Origin of the sequence: Brachybacterium saurashtrense (assembly GCF_003355475.1) — a bacterium.
Taxonomy (GTDB): domain Bacteria; phylum Actinomycetota; class Actinomycetes; order Actinomycetales; family Dermabacteraceae; genus Brachybacterium; species Brachybacterium saurashtrense.
Genome location: NZ_CP031356.1, coordinates 2,125,419 through 2,143,146, shown reverse-complemented (window position 1 = coordinate 2,143,146; position 17,728 = coordinate 2,125,419). Strand labels below are relative to the sequence as shown.

The 17,728-nt window shown below is 68.1% G+C and carries 20 protein-coding genes and 1 tRNA gene; 16 read left to right on the top strand and 5 right to left on the bottom strand.

Translation table 11 applies throughout. The annotated features are described in order from the left end of the window. Positions 1-53: 53 nt before the first annotated feature. The gene (locus DWV08_RS09785) at positions 54-2,126 is read right to left on the bottom strand and encodes a S9 family peptidase (protein ID WP_115413614.1); all 2,073 of its coding nucleotides are present in this window, start codon (positions 2,124-2,126) and stop codon (positions 54-56) included. Between the two features lie 51 nt (positions 2,127-2,177). Beyond that, entirely contained in the window at positions 2,178-3,077 is a 900-nt protein-coding gene (locus DWV08_RS09780) for an NADP-dependent oxidoreductase (RefSeq protein ID WP_115413613.1), read from the bottom strand. A gap of 143 nt (positions 3,078-3,220) precedes the next feature. Here DWV08_RS09780 and DWV08_RS09775 point away from each other — a divergent pair, with 143 nt between their 5' ends. The 8 genes from DWV08_RS09775 (at position 3,221) to DWV08_RS16745 (ending at position 8,835) form a co-directional block, all read left to right on the top strand. Continuing rightward, a complete protein-coding gene (locus DWV08_RS09775; RefSeq protein ID WP_241237209.1) occupies positions 3,221-3,568 on the top strand; it encodes an ArsR/SmtB family transcription factor in 348 nt (115 codons plus the stop codon). Continuing rightward, positions 3,561-3,995: an SRPBCC family protein gene (locus DWV08_RS09770; RefSeq protein ID WP_115413611.1), complete on the top strand. Its 435-nt coding sequence runs from the start codon at positions 3,561-3,563 to the stop codon at positions 3,993-3,995. Before DWV08_RS09775 ends, DWV08_RS09770 begins: the two co-directional genes overlap by 8 nt. Before the next feature lie 43 nt (positions 3,996-4,038). Then, a complete protein-coding gene (locus tag DWV08_RS09765; protein ID WP_115413610.1) occupies positions 4,039-4,395 on the top strand; it encodes a nuclear transport factor 2 family protein in 357 nt (118 codons plus the stop codon). A gap of 7 nt (positions 4,396-4,402) precedes the next feature. Further along, positions 4,403-4,756: a TfoX/Sxy family protein gene (locus tag DWV08_RS09760; protein ID WP_241237208.1), complete on the top strand. Its 354-nt coding sequence runs from the start codon at positions 4,403-4,405 to the stop codon at positions 4,754-4,756. Positions 4,757-5,143: 387 nt separating this feature from the next. After that, on the top strand, positions 5,144-5,572 hold the full coding sequence (locus tag DWV08_RS09755) for a hypothetical protein (protein WP_115413608.1): 429 nt from the start codon (positions 5,144-5,146) through the stop codon (positions 5,570-5,572). Between the two features lie 292 nt (positions 5,573-5,864). Beyond that, a complete protein-coding gene (locus DWV08_RS16755; RefSeq protein ID WP_127097459.1) occupies positions 5,865-6,686 on the top strand; it encodes a DUF6602 domain-containing protein in 822 nt (273 codons plus the stop codon). Between the two features lie 576 nt (positions 6,687-7,262). After that, a complete protein-coding gene (locus DWV08_RS16750) occupies positions 7,263-8,396 on the top strand; it encodes a hypothetical protein (protein ID WP_127097458.1) in 1,134 nt (377 codons plus the stop codon). Next, positions 8,389-8,835 (top strand): hypothetical protein, encoded by a 447-nt coding sequence (locus DWV08_RS16745; protein WP_127097457.1) that lies wholly within the window; start codon positions 8,389-8,391, stop codon positions 8,833-8,835. The genes DWV08_RS16750 and DWV08_RS16745 overlap by 8 nt, the downstream gene beginning before the upstream one ends. Positions 8,836-8,915: 80 nt before the next feature. Here DWV08_RS16745 and DWV08_RS09745 read toward each other — a convergent pair whose 3' ends face one another. Beyond that, positions 8,916-9,563, bottom strand: a complete 648-nt coding sequence (locus DWV08_RS09745; protein ID WP_115413606.1) for a YdcF family protein — start codon at positions 9,561-9,563, stop codon at positions 8,916-8,918. 4 nt (positions 9,564-9,567) lie between these two features. Next, a complete protein-coding gene (locus DWV08_RS09740) occupies positions 9,568-10,335 on the bottom strand; it encodes a GntR family transcriptional regulator (protein ID WP_115413605.1) in 768 nt (255 codons plus the stop codon). Positions 10,336-10,491: 156 nt separating this feature from the next. Here DWV08_RS09740 and DWV08_RS09735 point away from each other — a divergent pair, with 156 nt between their 5' ends. From DWV08_RS09735 to DWV08_RS09715, 6 genes are read left to right on the top strand one after another with little or no spacing between them, the layout of a single operon-like run. Next, on the top strand, positions 10,492-10,866 hold the full coding sequence (locus DWV08_RS09735) for a hypothetical protein (protein ID WP_115413604.1): 375 nt from the start codon (positions 10,492-10,494) through the stop codon (positions 10,864-10,866). After that, positions 10,866-12,425 (top strand): hypothetical protein, encoded by a 1,560-nt coding sequence (locus DWV08_RS09730; protein WP_115413603.1) that lies wholly within the window; start codon positions 10,866-10,868, stop codon positions 12,423-12,425. Before DWV08_RS09735 ends, DWV08_RS09730 begins: the two co-directional genes overlap by 1 nt. Further along, positions 12,422-13,972 (top strand): replication initiator, encoded by a 1,551-nt coding sequence (locus DWV08_RS09725; RefSeq protein ID WP_115413602.1) that lies wholly within the window; start codon positions 12,422-12,424, stop codon positions 13,970-13,972. The genes DWV08_RS09730 and DWV08_RS09725 overlap by 4 nt, the downstream gene beginning before the upstream one ends. Positions 13,973-13,987: 15 nt before the next feature. After that, a complete protein-coding gene (locus DWV08_RS17295) occupies positions 13,988-14,119 on the top strand; it encodes a hypothetical protein (RefSeq protein WP_277601756.1) in 132 nt (43 codons plus the stop codon). Continuing rightward, complete coding sequence (locus DWV08_RS17430; RefSeq protein ID WP_115413601.1) at positions 14,104-14,292, top strand: helix-turn-helix transcriptional regulator; 189 nt, start codon at positions 14,104-14,106, stop codon at positions 14,290-14,292. Before DWV08_RS17295 ends, DWV08_RS17430 begins: the two co-directional genes overlap by 16 nt. Further along, entirely contained in the window at positions 14,289-15,356 is a 1,068-nt protein-coding gene (locus DWV08_RS09715) for a tyrosine-type recombinase/integrase (protein ID WP_162801538.1), read from the top strand. Before DWV08_RS17430 ends, DWV08_RS09715 begins: the two co-directional genes overlap by 4 nt. A gap of 25 nt (positions 15,357-15,381) precedes the next feature. Here the strand turns inward: DWV08_RS09715 and DWV08_RS09710 are convergent. After that, positions 15,382-15,454, bottom strand: a tRNA-Arg gene (locus tag DWV08_RS09710). Between the two features lie 75 nt (positions 15,455-15,529). Between DWV08_RS09710 and DWV08_RS09705 the strand changes: the two genes are divergently transcribed. Then, positions 15,530-16,966, top strand: a complete 1,437-nt coding sequence (locus DWV08_RS09705; RefSeq protein WP_115413599.1) for a nitrilase-related carbon-nitrogen hydrolase — start codon at positions 15,530-15,532, stop codon at positions 16,964-16,966. 55 nt (positions 16,967-17,021) lie between these two features. Then, positions 17,022-17,660: a copper resistance CopC family protein gene (locus tag DWV08_RS09700; RefSeq protein WP_115413598.1), complete on the top strand. Its 639-nt coding sequence runs from the start codon at positions 17,022-17,024 to the stop codon at positions 17,658-17,660. The last annotated feature ends 68 nt before the right edge of the window (positions 17,661-17,728 follow it).

Sequence of the window (17,728 nt, the reverse complement as noted above, 5' to 3'; positions counted from 1 at the left end):
CTGGCGACCCCCGGGGGTGCCCGGGCGGCCGCCGCCAGCCTATCCGTGCCCGGTCACCACGGCAGCACGTCCGGCACCGCCTCACCGCCGCGCACGTGCTGATCGCAGAAAGCCAGCACCGCCCGGTTCCAGGTCACCGCGTTCGAGGGCGTGAGCACCCAGTGGTTCTCGCTGGTCAGCTGTAGGAAGCGGTGCGGCATGTCCTCCGGCGCCCCGTCCCAGGCGGAGACCAGGTCCCACCACAGCCGCAGCGCCTCGGAGATCGGCACCCGGTAGTCGCGATTGCCGTGCGTGAGGAGCATCGGGGTGGAGATCGCGTCCACCTCGTGGTGCGGGGAGAAGGCGCGGTACCAGTCCGGGTGCTCGTCCTCGTGGCCGTGCACGCGCATCTTCCCCGCGGCGGCGTCCGTGGTGCGGTGCTGCTGCGGCAGCGCCCACAGCCCCGCATGGGTGACGATCGCGTCGAAGCGGTCGCTGCGCCCCGCGATCCAGTTCGTCATGAACCCGCCGAAGGAGGCACCCAGCAGCGCGGTGCGCGTGCCGTCCAGCTCCGCACGCTCCAGCACCTGGTCGAACAGGGTCTCGCACTCGCGGAACACCACGTCGGGCCGGCGCGGCCAGCCGCGGTTCAGCCCCGCGTCCCCGTACCCGGTGGACATCGCCGGATCCGGCATCAGCACCGCGTAGCCTCGCTCCACGGCCAGCCACGGGCACCAGCGCCAGCTCCACGCGTTGTAGGAGCCATGCGGGCCGCCGTGGATCCACAGCATCACCGGCGCCGGCGCGGCGGCGCTCGCGCTCGCCGGGACGCACAGCCAGCCGCCCACCTCGATGCCGTCCACGTCCGTGCTCACCCACTCGAGGGTGCCCGGCAGCGCGCCGACGGCGCCCGGCGCGAGCAGCTCCGAGGCCGACCCGTCGGCCGCGATCCGCACGGGCCGCGGCGGGGTGCCCACATCGCTGCGCAGCGCGAGGACCGTCCCGTCCTCGGCGGCGGAGAGCGAGGAGAACACCCCGTCCCCCGCGAGGGTGCGGGAGGCGCCGGTGGTCGCGTCGATGGCGAGGACCGCGCCGGAGGAGTGCAGGTCCCCGGCCACCAGCAGGGTCGTCGCGTCCGCCCACTCCAGAGCGCCCGGGGTGAGGTCGCCGAGCTCGGCGGTGACCGTCGCGCCGCCGTCGAGGGCGCGGATCTCCAGGCGGGTGTAGCTGGTGTCGCTCGGCGTGGACAGGGTCGAGCGCAGCAGGGCCAGGTGCGCCCCGTCCGGCGAGAAGGAGGGGGAGGAGAACTGGGCCTCGTCGTCCGCGGTGAGCAGGGCGGTCCGCTCGCCGGAGGCGACGTCCAGCAGCACCAGGTCGCTGCGGGTCTCGCCGCCGGGGACCCGGCGGGTCCACGACGTCGCCACCGTGCGCGCATCGGGGGAGAGGTCCGCCGAGGCGGAGGTCAGCGCCACTGTGCCGACGCCCGGGGTGAGATCGGTGAGCTCCCCGGCCGGGGAGACGAGCACGAGGTGGCGCTCCTGGTCGCCGATCTCGTGGTCCCACTGCCGGATCGGCATGCCGGTGTGCCAGATGGTGGTGCGCTTCGCGTCCGTGCGGGCCCGGCGGCGCTCGGCGTCGTCCTCGAGGGTTCCGCCGGGCAGCACCGAGGTCGCCGCGAGCATCGTGCCGTCGTCCGCGACGGCGAGCAGCTCGAGCCCGCCGGGCGCCGCGGCGACCAGCTCCGGCTCCCCGCTTGCGGGCAGGCGCCAGATGCCGGACCGGTCCTCGAACCCGCCGCCCGCGGGATCGGGGCGGGCGGAGGCGAACAGCACCGCGCCGTCCGGGCCGGGCTTCGGCGAGGACTCGCCCTTCTCCGAGCGGGTGAGCCGGCGCGCGGGCGCCGCGCCCGCGGGATCCAGCTCCCACAGGGCCGACGGGGTCCTCGCGCCGTGCTCGTCCGCCTCCTGGATCGCGGCGAGCACGCGCCCGCCGGGCAGGGCGGTCACGGCGGCGAGGCGCGGCAGGCGCAGCAGCGCCTCGGGGTCCGAGAAGCCCGTGAAGAGGTCCGTGGAAGCGGCCGACGGCGCAGAGTCGTCGGAGCCGTGGGAGTCGGTGGGGGTGGTGGAGGCGGCGTCGGTGGTGGTCACCCTCTCCACGCTACCGCCGGGTCAGCGCCGGCGGGCGGGGTGCGGAGGAGCTCAGGGGATGAGCACGATCTTCCCGCCGCTGTGCCCGGATTCGACCGCGGCCATCGCCTCCGCCGCGGAGACCAGCGGGAACCGGGCGGTGACGTGCGGGTCCACAGCGCCCTCCGCGACCAGCTGCGTGATCCGGGCGAGCGCGTCGCGGGAGGAGGGGCGGCCCGCCCCGCCGAGCTCCTCGGCAGTGGGCTGGTCCGCGGCGGAGAGGATCCGCGAGGGGTCCTTCACGAGCGGGGCGAGGTCCCGCAGCGGCCGCCCGCCCACGAGGTCGAGCAGCAGATCGGCCCCCTCGGGCGCGAGCGCCCGGGCGGCGTCCGAGGCGCCGTCGCCGGAGGGCACGTGCACGGCGCCGGCGGACTCGACCAGCCCCTTCTTCCGCGCCGAGGCGATGCCGAGCACCCGCGCCCCGGCCGCGACGGCGACCTGCACCGCCATCCGGCCCACGCCCCCGCCCGCGCCGAGGACCAGCACGGTCTCGCCCGGCGCGGCGGAGGAGGCGAGATCCCAGGCGGTGGTGCCCGCGACCGGGAGCGTCGCCGCCTGCTCGCAGGCGACCTCGGCGGGGCGGTGCACGGCATCGGCCGCGCGCAGGACGGTGTGCGCGGCGAAGGCGCCGAGCCCCCGGGCGGGCGGGCCCAGCACGTCGTCCCCGACCGCGAAGCCCTCCACCCCCTCGCCGAGCGCGGTGACCACGCCCGCCGCCTCCAGGCCCAGCACCATCGGCAGCGCACCGGAGCGGCCGAACAGGCCCTCGCGCCGCTTCGCATCGGCCGGGTTCACCCCGGCCACGCGCACCTCGATCGCGATCTCCCCGGAGCGCGGCGCGGGCGCCTCCCGGGCGATCAGCTCCTGGTGCTCGGGCCCGCCGTAGGCGGTGGTGACGAAGGCAGTGCTCATGCCCCGGATGATTCGCTCCTTCCGGGCGGGGGTCAAGGGCGGCGCCTCGGGGCCGCTCCCGGGGTCCGCCGAGCCACCAGTCATCATGAGTACAAATGTATGTTTGTGCTACGGTGCCGTCACGACGACGAAGGAGCCAGGCCGTGGCGGCACAGACCTTTCCCGCTCCCGATCCCGCGCTCGATCTCGCCCTGCGCGCGCTCGCGGACGGCAACCGCCGGGCGATACTGGGGGTGATCCGCTCCTCGCCCCAGCCGGTCGGGGAGATCGCGGACGAGCTCGGACTCTCCCAGCAGACCACCTCCCACCACCTCGGGGTGCTCCGCCGGGCGGGCCTCGCCGCCAGCAGTCGCGACGGCACCCGCCACCTCTTCGTGGTCGACACCGACGGTCTCGCCGCCGTGCGCTCCTACCTGGACGACTTCTGGCCCGCCACGCTCGCGGACCTCAAGGCCGCCGTCGAGTCCCGGCAGCAGGCGCCCCGTGGCTGAGTTCCGAGACCACATCGAGATCGAGGCGCCGCCGGAGGCGGTCTATGCGCACCTCGTCACCGAGGACGGCCTGACGGCCTGGATGGGACACCGCGCCGACCTCGACCCGACCCCCGGCGGCCGCTTCGCCGTCGACATCGCCGGCCACCCCGTCCGCGGCGAGTTCCTGCACCTCGACCCCCCGCACCGCGTGGTGGTCAGCTGGGGATTCGCCGGCAGCGAGGACCTCCCCGCAGGCGCCTCCACCGTCGAGTTCCGGCTCACCGCCACCGAGGGCGGCACCCGGGTCGACCTCTGCCACTCCGACCTGCCCGAGCCCGAGGTGCGCGGCCACGCCGACGGATGGGCGAACTTCCTGCCGCGCCTCGCGATCGTCGGCGCCGGAGGAGACCCGGGTCCCGACCTCTGGCGGCCGCTGCCCGACTGACCGAGAACGCCGCCGCCGGGCGGCCCCACCGAAGGACGAAACCATGTCCCAGTCCCCGACACTCGACCTCGTGACGGCCTACCATCTCGCCTGGACGAGCGGTGACATCGAGGCGGCGATGCGCCTCGTCGACGACGACATCGTGTGCCGAGCCCCCGGCGTCGACCTGCACGGCGAGGGGGCCTACGCGCAGTTCCTCGGCGGCTTCGCCCCGATGCTCACCGGCATCGGCGACATCGCCGAGTTCGCAGGAGGCGAGCAGGTCACCCTCTTCTACTACCCGCAGACGGCCGCGACCACCACGACCCCGGCCGCCGAGCTGTTCACCGTCCGGGACGCGAGGATCGCCGAGAGCGTGCTGATCTTCGACCGTCTCTCCTACGCGCCGGCGGGGGAGTGAGGCGGTGATGGCGATGACACCGGAGCAGGCAGAGCTCCTCGCGCAGGTCCGCGCGCTGATCGCGGATGAGGGGACGGTGCGCGAGGTCTCCATGTTCGGCGGCCGGGCCGTGATGGTGGACGAGCGGATGCTGGTCAGCGTCCAGAAGGACGGCACGTTGCTGGCCAGGGTCGACGCCGAGCGGCATGACGAGCTCCTGACCCGTCCCGGTGCCGCGCAGGCGCAGATGGGTGCGGGCCGGAGCATGGGGCCGGGGTGGATCGAGGTCGCCGCCGAAGCGCTCGCCGAGGACGAGGGGCTGGAGGCGTGGATCGGCGTCGCGCGGGAGCATCATCGCGCGGAGACCGGCGCCCGACGCTGAGCGGACCGACGCCCCTGCTGTGCCCCTGCCCCGCGGGGAGGGTTCGATGGTGCCCCCGGCAGGATTCGAACCTGCGACACCCGCTTTAGGAGTCCTGGGCGGGCTGTCACCCGTGCCGTTGCAGGTGGTGCACGGGGTGTCCGAAGGGAGTTGATCGGTGCCGATTGCGTCGTCGGGGGTCACCAGGGGGTCACGTACCGAAGTGCCCAGCAAGCCCCCGAGGGCAAGGACGCGGAGCGTTCGCGGCAGTCCGACGAGCCGAGAAGCGGTCTGGTCGATTCCAACCTGCGAATGAAGCGTCTTGTCTCACGGCTGGCGCGTGCCCCCCCCGGTCCGACACCTGCAAGGGAGAACGGTTAGCGAGTAGCGCTAGAGAAGGAGAACGACATGGGCAACACAGAGCGAGACATCGAGGCGGAGGACAACGCTCGGTATGCAGAGTTCGTGGAGAGGTTCGAGCCCGGACAGTACGAGGTTGAGGGCACGTCGGTGGTCCGTCTGCCGCGCGAGCTGTTCGGGTATCACACTGCGCTCTGGAGACACTTCAGGGGCGAGCGGACCGCTCCGCAGCTCTACGGCCGTGCAGTACGGGAAGCGGCCGTCGTCGCATGTGAACGTGACGGGGAGTTCCTCGGCGTGGTGCTGACGCCCGTGGGTGCCCTGTCGGCTAGTGACCCCATAGAGCTGGAAGAGCAGGTTCGTGCGTTCGCCGCGCGACAGTGGGGCATCGAAGCCGAGGGAATCCAGGTGGTGCTTCGCCTGGTCGCATCTTCGGAGGTCGAGGCAACGCTGATCAAGGAGCTCTTTGGACTCTGACTGAGATGCTCTTCTGAGGCCGGTTCCTTCTTGCTGGAGGGGACCGGCTTTGCCATGCGGTGACGCGGCGTCGGAGCACCGCGGCCCGCAGCGCAGCGAGGACACGCGGGCGCACGGCGCCGCGCCACCGCGCGGCGGCGGAGCCGCCGCCTTGAGTCAGTAAGGAAAGTCCTCACGTCTGGATCGACGACACACAAGCAGCGCAGGCGCTCTGCTCGAGTATGGGTCGTGGGGAGCTCTCAGCATCCATAGCGCAGTGCTCTCAGGATGAGAGACATGGCAAGATGGGCTCATGGCCACTGACAACGGTTTACACCGGATTCTAGAAGAAATCGCTAACAAGATGGAGAGTGACTTTCGGGGTAGCGGAATCGTGGAGCATAGAGGCTCCAAAGGCACCCTCCGCGAGGATCTACTGAGAAACTTCTTGGAAGACTATGTGCTTCGGTCCGCCGCAGTCTCGGGGAGCGGTGAACTAATTTCTAGTTCGGGCCAACGCTCCGGTCAGTGCGATGTGATGATCATTGATGCGATTACTCCACCGTTGTGGAAGGGAGATAGCTATCGAATAGTGCCGATCGAGTGCTGCGAGGTAGTGATTGAGGTTAAGTCCAATTTGACCGTTGCGGAACTAGAAAAGTCTTGGGCTGCCGCTACCCGCCTGAAGAGCCTCCCGCGCACGGCATACCTCCCGAGCAAAAGTCTGTATACGTCGGATGCGATGCCTCCGCAGGTGCACGTCTTTGCGTACGAGAGTGCATCTATGGACACACTTGGTGCAGCGGCGAGTCGGCTCTCATCCGAAGGGGATTACACGGCTGGACTAGATTCGCTGTGCATCTTGGATAGAGGGTTCTTTACTTGGGGGGACTTGGTCACGGGCAACATCGGGAAGAGAGGGCCAAACTCACAGCTGATGGCATACACGTCAACATCCGGCTCGGTATTGCTGTTCCTTTTGTCCTACATCAATAAGCGCCTCGCAGATATGGACCTGCGTCCTAGGTTCGATATGGACAAGTATGTTCAGGAGTCGCTAGGCACACTTTATGGAATTTGGCCGGACTTCCCTCCAGAAAGTCTTCAGAAGGCAGTCCTAGGTGGTCGGCAGTGAGATTCACGAGCATGTCCGACTAAATGCGAGCAGAGCAAAGCGGGCCGCAGACGTGCCCACCAAGTGCCATCATGAATGAGAAGAAAATACTCTTTCTTGACAGAGCCGTATTTCTTTTCGCGCGAGAGGGTACGCCAGTTCGATAGTTCTTGCCGCAGTGCGACTTGTCTAACCCGTGGTTCTCAGCAGGATCCGGGCAGCGCTACGTCCATTAGACCCACCGTGACGATGCTGATGCACTGCATTCGGTCCCAAGCTCAGCCTGGGAGGCGGAAATTGATCTGACCTGCCATCCAGTGCATCAGCTCCCCTGCCGGCCACATACTGACCGAAAGGTCGAGAGGTTCCATCACGCTCTGCTGATTGGCCGGGCACTTGCCCGCAGTTACGGTCGACACAGCTTGGGCTTGCGCTCCGATGCAACTGTTCCTCGCCACGTCAAGAGTGGAGCCAGGCCCAGCAGATGTGGACCGCTGGCACCCAGAAGGCCAGATAGCTAGATGACCTGCAGGAATGCGTTCTTTGGGGGTCGCATGCTTCCGTGGTCTGACGGGCCTGTCTGGTAAGCTAGCGCGCATGACACATGACCCCACTGATGGAGCTGCAAAGAGTCTGTTGCAGATGAAGTTTGATGGTGGTCGGTTTGAGCGGAACGCTTTCCCCGCCAGTGCACTTGCGGAGGTGTCTCGCCTAAGTCGTCTCTTCGTTGCGCTTGCGGAGGACCTGTGGCGCGCGGATCACCCGGATCGCGTTAGGGTTCCGAAGGGGTTCGGCAAGCGTTTCGAGCTATTCCTCTCGGATGTCGCTCCTGGTAGTGCGATTCCAGTACTAGGCTCAGCTGCCCTGATTGAGGGGCCTGTTGGGCATTTGGATATCGATGGTACACCGCGTTCTGATCGAGAGTTGGCTGCGGCCGCTGCTTCCGCGGTCTCCGATGCATTTATCTCGATCGTGAGGAACGGCGCACTCCCGGACGGTTTTCCTGAGAAGGCCAAGAGGGAGGTGTCTCACCTCTTCTCTTCGCTCGACCCCTCGGAGTACCCAGTCTTTTGGGGCCACGATGGCGAAGAGTATGATTACACGTTTCCGATCAGATCCACCTTCGTTGATTCCCTGGCCCCAGGGTCGCGGATGGGCACCGGCCAAGTTGCTGGGAGGTTGTCTGGTGTTGACGCCGACGGCCGAATTGGACATTTAAGAATGGCGGACGGGAGCGTTGTTAGTGCTAGATATCTTCCAGACCTGTTCGAAGATTTTCGTGAAGCATTGGCGATGCCGGGACATGATACACATGTAGTCTTAAGTGGTTCGTATCTGGTCAAGGATAACAGGATTTCTGAGCTGGTGTCAGTGGATGAGATTAGTGCAGTGCAACTGCCTTCTGGTGGTGCCGGAAATCGACTTTTGGAGTTGATGACCGACGACCTAGATGGTGAGTGTGACACTGTTACGCCTGAGCTCGCTGAAGTTGCATGTGAAGTCTTGGCGGAAGACAACGTTCCGGAAGGGCCCGCGATATTCCCGGTCGAGGACGGTGGGGTGCAGCTTGTTTGGCGCGGCTCCGGAGTGCGTACGACTGTGACGATCACTGACGTTGATTCGATATCCGCCCGAAGGTTCAATAGGTTTGACCGTTCTGCGACGCGTTACTGGGAGTGGACGGACCTGGGGTCACTTAAGGCAGAGATCGGGGGTGTTTTCGGTGCCTGATCGCCAATCATCATCCGATGCCGACAAGTTTCCAATGCTAGAACATTGGGAAGAGCTGATGACCGATAAGGACGAGGCGGTACACCGTCAGGTCCATCCTCGATTTTATGATCAAGGGATCATTTCGGACGAAGCCTTTGTGGCGAGAGAAGATGAGCAGCGAAAGCTGTCTTCCACGCGGAACGGCGAGGTGTCCGCTGAGTGCGCACGACGGCACTATACGGATGTGCTTAATCTGGCTTCTATTGGTGTCGCTGAATTGACTGTGGGAGAAGTCGAGGAGGAGTTGAGCAGATGCGTAGATGACTCGACCGACCCTAACCATGAACTCCCTCCCGGCCACTGCTACATCGATTTTCGCGGATTGACTAAAACTGCTCGGCGCGAATTGCGAGAAGCTCTCGCGGAGATTGCCACCGAGAGGGGACTCGTCGGCTAGGCAGTGGGAGTACTCGAGGTCGTTGTCGATCCCGGTGGTTACAAGTCGTACGCCGTGGAGTCGTCTTTGCGGCGAGGAGTTTACGGCAATAGTCTTTTGGTAAACCCATGGGAGACAAGGTGTTCATATGCTTGGAGGGTGCCGCAATCAATGGGTTGCGCTATTGCGAATCCTGCGTCGGCATACTTCCAAATTCTTTGGGTGTCGCCGACGAGCATGTTGAGAACTTTGTGCGAATCGCCGATGCTTTCTATGTAGCATTCTAGGCTTTGAGGGCGGGACGAGCAGGAAACACCGAGTTCGGGCCAGAGTTTTCTCACGGTTGCGTATGCGCGACGCTGCTGGTAGGGGCGGCTTATAAGTGTGGCGGATTTCGGGCGTAAACCTTGGCGGTCGAGGAGGCTTCTGACCAGGGTGAAGTTCTCGCCTGTATTCTTCGCCTCGGCCTCTTGCAGGATCGCCTTGAGTGGTACGCCGAGTTCGATGGCGCGTTCGGTGAAATGGGTTGCCTCACCGCGTGGAAAAATGTCTACCGTTGTGGGAGCGTTTGCGCCGGTGAAGACGATCAGCGGGAACAGCCCTCGGTGGTAGAGGTCGGCGGCATGTTCAGCGACGCCGATGTCGTGGCTGCCGAGACCGATTGCGATGTCCGTGGGCCGCAGCTCGTGGTCGAGCTGGTGGTAGTCCCACAGTGTCTGAGCGTCAGCCATGATCTGCTCGTTGGTCATGGCGTCAGTCTGGCATCTCGAATGTGTACTGCCAGGAGAACAGGGACGCCCGGTGGACTCCGATGGCGAACTCGACGGGTTGGCCTGTCGCCGTGCGGACGGTGCGCTCCATGATCATCACTGGCTCACCGGCAGGGACCTCGAGCAGTGAGATTTCGTCAGGCGTCGGCATGCGGGAGTTGAAAGCCTCCGTGACCTCGTGTGGTTCGAGGCCTTGGAGTGTGAGTACCGCGAATCCGCCGCCTCGCCCAGCTGGGCCGGGGGTCGGATCGACCAGCGGAGTTCCGGCCACGTCGCCTTCCCGGTAGTAGCTAGTCAGTGAGTGCGTCGGACGTCCTTCTCGCTTGACCAATCGGCTGCGCACGTAAACCTGATCATCGGTGTTGAGGTTGAGCGCTGCTGCGGCGCGCGGGGGAGCGTCGATGAGCTCGACAGTCTGCGTCTGGTCCGAAGGCTCCCAAGGCTGGTCGCTGGCCTCACGGTCGACTGCGAATGCGACTGTGTCGCCGTACTTCCATCTGCTCTTGGAGTACCGCTCTGCGCCGAGTCGCTTCATCGTGGGCTGCTCCCGGACCACTGTCCCTCGCCGACGTACGGGCGTCACGAGTCCCTCGGCCTCCAGGAGCGCTACGGCAGCACGTACTGTCTTTACGTTGACGCCGTACTCCTCTGCGAGGTCTGCCTGTCGGGGCAGCGTGTCGCCGGGCGCGGGCGTGCCCTGAGCGATCAGTGTCCTTAGTTCCGCCGCAAGCTCCTTGTATCCGTATGACACGGCACCTCCTCTGGTTGGCCTCTAAGGGTACCTCTAAGGGCCCTAAACAAGGGTCCTCAGAGTGATAGAGCTAGCAATAAGGTCCTCCGGCTGCTACCGTTCGGATAGAGCCACCCCTATTGGAGTGGGTGCATCTACGAAGAGGAGTTGAGTCGGATGGCAACGTTCGCCGTGGACAGCAGCAAGCAGCAGATGATCGGCACTGGTGTGGTCGAGCCGGTGATGGAGTGGGTCGAGGTCGATGGGAAGCGCCGGCCCGGCGACAACCAGGCGCGTCACGCGGATACGGGCATGCCGCTGTGGGCGGTCGAGTGCGTGTACCGCTCGGAGGAGTGGGGTCGTGCCTCGACGGTCTCCGAGAAGGTCAGCGTGGGTGCGATGAGTCAGCCGACGGTTCAGCCGTTCCGTCCGGTCACCTTCGAGGGCCTCGTGGTGTCGGTCCGAGTGGATCGTAGGACGAACTCGGTGTCCTGCTCGTGGTCGGCCGAGTCCATCGCCGGGGCTGACGAGGCGAAGAAGAGCGCGGCCTGATGGCGTCCAGGAAGGACGAGGACTGGCTGGGCGTCCTTCTCGGCGCTGTACTCGGTGGGCTGTTCATCGCCACGGCATGGGTGCTGCGGCGTTTCTGGGTGACGCTCGGTTGGGTCGTGATGTTCGCGTTCGCTCTGTCGAAGGACGTCGAGTCTCTGAGCTCGGCACCGTATCGAGCTCTCGGCGTCGCCATCCTCCTGGTGATTCTGCTCGTGCTGTCGCGGCGCTTCCGAGGGCTGCGCAAGGTGCTGCCGGTGGTGGCCGAGGTGGAGCGTGCACGTGGCCAGAAGAGGCGCAGAGTCGGCAACCGGCTGCTGCGGGACTTCGGGTTCATCGCCACTAACGACGCCACCTCGTATCGGACGGAGTTCTCTCGCGGGGTGTGGACGATCGATGCCCCGCTCGCCACGCTGACGGATCCGCTCTGGGTCGAGAACGTGGTGCGTGACCGCCTCGCTGTCATCGATGGCGCCCAGGACGCCTTGATCGAGCAGACAGGCGTCGGTGGGCACTACCGGATCACGTTCTTGAGCGATGTCCGCAGGGACCCCCGGGCAGAGATGACGCCCCTGGAGCAGCCGTTGCAGTGGAGCGGCGATTGGGATGCCGTGCCTTACGGGTTGCGCGCCGACGGGAGCCTGGCGACCCATCGCATTCGGGAGTGCAGCGGGACCGTGGTCGGCGGACTCCCGGGCGGTGGCAAGACGGGCGGTCTGACGGCATTGCTTAGCGTCCTCGTGCCGTGCCCCGCTGTGCAGTTCCTCGTCTGGGACGGCAAGGGCGGTCATGACTGGGGATGGCTGGCCTCGCGGGCTGCGCTGTTCAATCGGGACGACGAGGACCGCGAACGGATCGCCCTGGAGCTGGAAGCTGTCGTCGGGGTGATGCGTGAGCGACTGGATCGGATGGTCGACCTGCGAGGCGGCCCATCCATCTGGGACACGGGCGGTCCCTCGGTGGATATGCCATTGCTGGTGCTGGTCATCGATGAGTGCCAGGCGATACTCGACAAGGAGCTGATTCCGAGGGACGACAAGGAATCGCTCCGGTATCGCCAGCGGACTGAGGCGGCAATCTCCGTCCTCGTTCGTAAGGGCCGTTCGGTGGGTGTGTGGGTGATCCCGACGACGCAGAAGCCGACGAGAGATTCGCTCCCGACGACCATCGGGTCGAACGCTGCGAGTGCCATCGCCTTCCGCGTGAAGACCCACGAAGCGGAGAGGGCGATCATGGGCACCGCCCCGGGCCCGAACGATCCGACCGCCACCTCGCTGCCTGCGATCCCGGGCTATGCGGTCGTCTCATCGGAGAGCGGAGACCGTGAGGTGGTCCGGTTCGGCTATCTGCCCGTGGACGCTGCCGCGCGTTCCGCGAAGGAGGCCTCGAGCCTGAGGCGATCAGTGATCGGCCCCATCACCCGGCCGACGGCATCTGCCGAGGGAGCGAACTCCGGCGGTGAATCGGGGAACAACACGGCGGCGGACAACTCGTCGGACGAGCAGAGCCCCCGGCCTCGGCGGAAGCGGGCCCCTCGGAAGTCTCGGTCGGAGGCGGCGTGATCGCGTCGGCACTGCGGGCGCGGGTGGCTGATCCTGCCCGCGTCCGCTCGGAGGCGGGGCGTGAGGAGCTGGTCGCCGGATACGTCTCCGCACGGTTGCCGGGAGCGGGAGTCCTGCCGGACCTCGACCTCTCGACACTGACTGATGCGGCCCAGGAGGCGGCGCAGTCTCGGATCGGCGCGGGGTCGTGGTCAGCGTGGACCGATGCCGCGCGGCGCGTGCAGTGGTGCTCTCACCCGGTGCGGCTGCGGGGTTCATCGGTCACGGTGGATACGGCCACCGGAGCGGTCGAGAACTTCTCGTCCTCGAACTCGGGCGGCGACGTGCGCGTTCCCTGCGGGAATCGGCGGGCAGATCGGTGCCCAGCCTGCTCGCGCGTCTATGCCCGCGACACCTTCGAGCTGATCCGCACCGGCCTGCTCGGTGGGAAGCAAGTACCGGAAGCCGTGGCCGATAACCCCCTGGTGTTCGCGACGCTCACGGCGCCCTCGTTCGGGCACGTCCACGGGGTGCGCAACGGTGGTCAGTGCCGACCTCGGCAGGATACGGAGACCTGCCCTCACGGTCAGGTGCTCAGCTGCCACAAGATCCATCACGACGGCGACGACCAGGTGGGTTCTCCCCTCTGCTGGGAGTGCTACGACTGGGCCTCGGCTGTGGTGTGGCAGTGGCACGCGCCGGAGCTGTGGCGGCGCGCCACGATCGCCCTCCGGCGTGCGCTTGCCGGGCATCTCGGCGTGACCGGCACGGGACTGCGGAAGATCGCCACGGTGCAGTACGCGAAGGTGGCGGAGTTCCAGGCACGCGGACTCGTGCACTTCCACGCGCTCATCCGGCTGGACGGCCCCGATGGGCCCGGCTCCCCGGCCCCCGCCGACGGCCTGACGCTGGCAAGACTGGTGGAGCAGGCAGCGCGAGGCGTGCAGGTAGAGGCATCTCCGGTCGATGGTACGGACGTGCCGCGCGTGCTGCGCTTCGGTGTGCAGCTCGATGCGCGGACCGTGCGCACTGGACGACCGGGGGACCTCCTTGACGACGTGCGGTGCAGCGACGAACTCCACGCCGGGCAGGTGGCCGGATACCTGGCGAAGTACGCGACGAAATCCACCAGCGAGAGCGGTGTCCCTCGCCCGCACCACCAGCGGATGGCACACGAGTGCATCGACCTTTCGAAGCGCGCGATGACCTCCAACCCGGAGTCTCCGTACTTCCTGCTGGGGAAGTGGGCGCGGATGCTCGGGTTCCGGGGACATTTCTCCACGAAGTCTCGCGCCTACTCGGTGACCCTCGGTCGGTTGCGAGCGGCCAGACGACGGTTCGCGCGACTCAAGGCGGAATCGGAGCGGACCGGCGAACCGCTCGACGTGGCGAACCTGGAAGCACGACTGCTGGCCGACGACGACACGACGTTGGTGGTGTCGTCTTCCTGGGAGTTCGTCGGGAGCGGCTGGGGGAGTGAGGGCGAGAAGGAGCTCGCCGATGCTGCTGCCGCGCGAGCTCGGGAGTACGCCCAATACGTCGCACGAGAGGTCAACGAGGATCGCTGAAAGGTGGAGAACAGCATGGTGAGGCAGGACAGGGACGACGTGGAGCATCTGGAGCGGACGCTGATCGTGAAGGCGATGCTCGGTGACGTGATCGATGACGACATCGAGAACCTGAGCAGAGTGCAGAGCGGATGGTGGGAGCGGTGATGAACGAGTACATGACGAGCGCTGAGGTTGCTCGTCTGCTGCGGGTGGACAAGTCGACGGTGTGCCGGTGGAGGCTGGCAGGGACAGGCCCTCGGGTGACCTGGCTTTCCCCCTCTCTCCCTCGCTACGCCCGTCGCGATGTCGAGGAATGGCTGCGCGGGGTGGCGGCGTGAGCGTCGACAAACTCCCCTCGGGCCGGTTCCGCGCCCGGGTGAAGCGCGGTCGCGAGGTCGTTTCCACGAAATCCTTCGACCGGAAGAAGGATGCCCTGGCGTGGGAGGCTGCTGAACGAGTGCGCCTTGCAGGCGGCTTCGACCCACGGCTCGGGAAGACGACCACGGTCGCGGCGGCGGTCACCGAGTTCTTGGCCGACAGAGAGGGGCGGGTCGCGGCTTCGACGGTAGCGACGGATCGCCGCTTCCTCCTGGCCTTGCCGGTGAGCATCGAGCGATCCCCGGTCGGGGAGCTGACCCATGCGGAGATCGAGCGGTACGCCCATCGGCTGCGCGTCTCGGCAGGAACGAAGAAGCGCGCGGTCATCTCGCTGTCCGCCTTCTTCGGGTGGGCGGTCAAGCGCGGGTACCGGATCGACAATCCCGCACGGGGCGTCCAGGTGGCCGGAGAGGTCCCTCTGCATGCCGCGACGATGGCTACCTGGGATGAAGTGGAGCAGATCACCGGGAAGATCACGAACCCGGGATACCAGCTCTATGTGCGGCTCATGGCGTACACCGGACTGCGGCCAGGAGAGATGCGCGCCCTGCGAGTCGGTGACATCTCCGGGGGCCGGCTGCGCGTGCTGCGCTCCCATCCCGAGGGGCATGTGGAGAAGGACGTCAAGAACCACCAGGCACGATTCGTGCCCGTGGCAGGTGCCGTCCGCGCAGACCTCGAACGGCATATCGAGAATCGTCCACCCCGTGACCGGGTGTTCACCGCGCCCGGGGGAGGGCTGATCGCCTCCCGGAACCTGCGCCGTGATGTGCACTGGTCGAAGATCGCACCGGAGCTGCGGCTGTACGATCTGCGCCACGTGGCCGTGTCCGAATGGGTGCGCGCCGGAGTGCCGCTCGCCACCGTGAGGACCTGGGCCGGGCACTCCTCGCTCGCGGTCACATCGCGCTACACCCACGTGGCCGGAAGCGAAGATGCGGCGGCGCTGGAGCTGGTGAACGGCCGGGCGGGTGTCACGCGGGGGTCACGGGAGCCCACGCCGTCGGAAGAAGATGCAAGATGACGTGCGGAGATGCAGGTCAGATCAGTGCCCCCGGGCAGATTCGAACTGCCGACACCCGCTTTAGGAGAGCGGTGCTCTATCCCCTGAGCTACGGAGGCGCTCGGTCCCGTCACGGGTGTCTGTCCGTGACCGAAGGCCTGGGACATCGTAGCGCCCCGTGGCAGGATCGCTCCATGTCCCCGCATCCGCAGGAGAGAACAGCCACCGTCGCCGCCGTGATCCTGGCCGGGGGCGCGGCCTCGCGGCTGGGCGGCACCGACAAGACCCGCCTGCCGATCGCCGGCGCGAGCGTGCTGGAACGCGTGCTGCGGGCCGCGCCCGTCGGCCGGCGCATCGTGGTGGGCCCCGGCGGGGCCGACGGCGCGGACCTCGCCGAGCGCCACGGCGCCCGCTTCGTGCTCGAGGACCCGCCGCGCTCCGGGCCGCTGGCCGCGCTCGCCCGCGGCGTCGCCGAGGTCTCCGAGGCGCCGGACGAGACCACCGTGCTGGTGCTGGGCGGGGACATGCCCCTGCTGCGCCCCGAGACGCTGCGCGGCCTCGCCGCCCGCAGCGCCGAGGCCTCGCGCGTGGTCGCCCTCGAAGCGGCCGACGGCCACCTCCAGTTCCTCGGCGCCGCCTGGCCGCTGGGCCGGCTGCGCGCCGCGCTCGCCGCGATCGAGCACCCCGACGGCGGCTGGGCGGACCTCCCGCTGCGCCGCCTCTACGGCGAGCTGGCCGGCGACGAGCTGCTGAGCGTGCCCGAGACCGGGGCGGAGGCCGCGGACATCGACACCCCCGACGCACTGGACCAGGTGCGCCGCGCCGCCGGCCCCCGCATCGCCCTCGCCCAGATCGAGGTGCCCACCGATCACGAGGAGATGGTGGAGGTGGTGCGCGGCGCCGTCGCCGAGGCCGCGGAGGAGGGCGCGCACCTGGTGCTGCTGCCCGAGGCGACCCTCACCCCCTTCGGCACCTCGCTGCGCCGCGCCGCCGAGGCGCATCACGAGCAGTTCGCCCACCTGCTCCAGGAGCTCGCCGAGCAGCACGGGCTGGTGGTGGTCGCCGGCTCCTTCGCCCCCACCGAGGACGGCCGGGTTAACAACACGGTGCTGGTGCGCGGCCCGGGCTGGGACCCCCACCTCGAGTACCGCAAGATCCATCTGTTCGACGCCTTCGGCACCGACGAGTCCCGCACCGTCGCCCCCGGCGACGAGCTGGTCACCTTCGACCTCGCCGGCACCCGATTCGGGATCGCCACCTGCTACGACGTGCGCTTCCCCGAGCAGTTCACCGCCCTCGCCCGGCGCGGGGCGCAGGCGATCCTGGTGCCGCTGGCCTGGAAGGACGGCCCGGGCAAGCACGCGCAGCTGCAGCTGCTGCTGCGCGCCCGCGCCCTGGACGCCACCGCGGTGGTGCTCGCCGCCGATCAGGCGCCGCCGCCGGGGTACACCGGCCCGGACCCTCGCGGCATCGGCCGCAGCGCCGCCGTCGGCCCGCTCGGCGCGCTCCGCGAGGAGCTGGGGCGGGAGCCCGGGCTGCTGCTGGTGGATCTGGACCTCGCCGAGGTGGAGGCGGCCCGGGCCGCGCTGCCCGTGCTGCGCCACCACGTGCCGCTGCCGGACGGAGGGTGAGCGGCGCCACCAGCCTTCGCGCAGGTGGCGGGCGTAACCTCGTGGGGTGACCACCATGTTCGATCGCCCCGCCCTCCGCCCCGCCGCGCTGCTCGCCCTGTGCGGCGCGCTGCTGCTCGCCCTCGCCCTCGCGTTGCCCGCCCCCGCGCAGGCGCACGACAGCCTGCTGAGCACCGACCCGGAGGACGGTGCCACCCTGGAGACCTCCCCGGAGGAGCTCACCTTCACCTTCTCCGGCGAGCTGCTGGACGTGAGCCCGCTGGTGCGGATCACGGACGAGTCCGGCGAGGAGCTCGCCGAGATCACCCCCACGATCGACGGCGCCGTCGCCACCGCCGCCCTGCCCGAGCCGCTGCCGGCCGGCACCCACACCGTGCAGTGGCGCGTGGTCTCCGGGGACGGCCACCCCATCGAGGGCACCGTCACCCTCACCGTCGAGCAGGGCGCGCAGAGCGCCGAGCCCGGCGGCGACGACAGCAGCGCCGCGTCGGAGGACGAGGCGAGCTCCGAGCCCTCCGCGCAGAGCTCCGACGAGCCCGCCGAGACCACCGCGGACGGGGCCACCGCGGAGGAGGACTCGGAGTCCTCCGCGGGGCAGACCGGCCTGGGGGTCGGCACGCTCGTGATCGTCCTCGCCGTGGTGGTGCTCGGCGCGGGCGGCGCGGCCTTCGCGATCCTGCGCCGCCGCGACTGACGGCCCCGACCCGGGCGCGACCGCGCCCGGACAGCGAGCAGCCCCCGACGCCGAGTCGTCGGGGGCTG

Excerpts from the sequence above, each read along its gene's own strand:
- DWV08_RS09780 (WP_115413613.1), bottom strand. The coding sequence starts at position 3,077 with ATGAGCACTGCCTTCGTCACCACCGCCTACGGCGGGCCCGAGCACCAG.
- DWV08_RS09765 (WP_115413610.1), top strand. The coding sequence starts at position 4,039 with ATGTCCCAGTCCCCGACACTCGACCTCGTGACGGCCTACCATCTCGCC.
- DWV08_RS09760 (WP_241237208.1), top strand. The coding sequence starts at position 4,403 with ATGGCGATGACACCGGAGCAGGCAGAGCTCCTCGCGCAGGTCCGCGCG.
- DWV08_RS09755 (WP_115413608.1), top strand. The coding sequence starts at position 5,144 with ATGGGCAACACAGAGCGAGACATCGAGGCGGAGGACAACGCTCGGTAT.
- DWV08_RS16755 (WP_127097459.1), top strand. The coding sequence starts at position 5,865 with ATGGCCACTGACAACGGTTTACACCGGATTCTAGAAGAAATCGCTAAC.
- DWV08_RS16750 (WP_127097458.1), top strand. The coding sequence starts at position 7,263 with ATGACACATGACCCCACTGATGGAGCTGCAAAGAGTCTGTTGCAGATG.
- DWV08_RS09745 (WP_115413606.1), bottom strand. The coding sequence starts at position 9,563 with ATGACCAACGAGCAGATCATGGCTGACGCTCAGACACTGTGGGACTAC.
- DWV08_RS09735 (WP_115413604.1), top strand. The coding sequence starts at position 10,492 with ATGGCAACGTTCGCCGTGGACAGCAGCAAGCAGCAGATGATCGGCACT.
- DWV08_RS09730 (WP_115413603.1), top strand. The coding sequence starts at position 10,866 with ATGGCGTCCAGGAAGGACGAGGACTGGCTGGGCGTCCTTCTCGGCGCT.
- DWV08_RS17295 (WP_277601756.1), top strand. The coding sequence starts at position 13,988 with ATGGTGAGGCAGGACAGGGACGACGTGGAGCATCTGGAGCGGACGCTG.
- DWV08_RS17430 (WP_115413601.1), top strand. The coding sequence starts at position 14,104 with ATGGTGGGAGCGGTGATGAACGAGTACATGACGAGCGCTGAGGTTGCT.
- DWV08_RS09705 (WP_115413599.1), top strand. The coding sequence starts at position 15,530 with ATGTCCCCGCATCCGCAGGAGAGAACAGCCACCGTCGCCGCCGTGATC.
- DWV08_RS09700 (WP_115413598.1), top strand. The coding sequence starts at position 17,022 with ATGTTCGATCGCCCCGCCCTCCGCCCCGCCGCGCTGCTCGCCCTGTGC.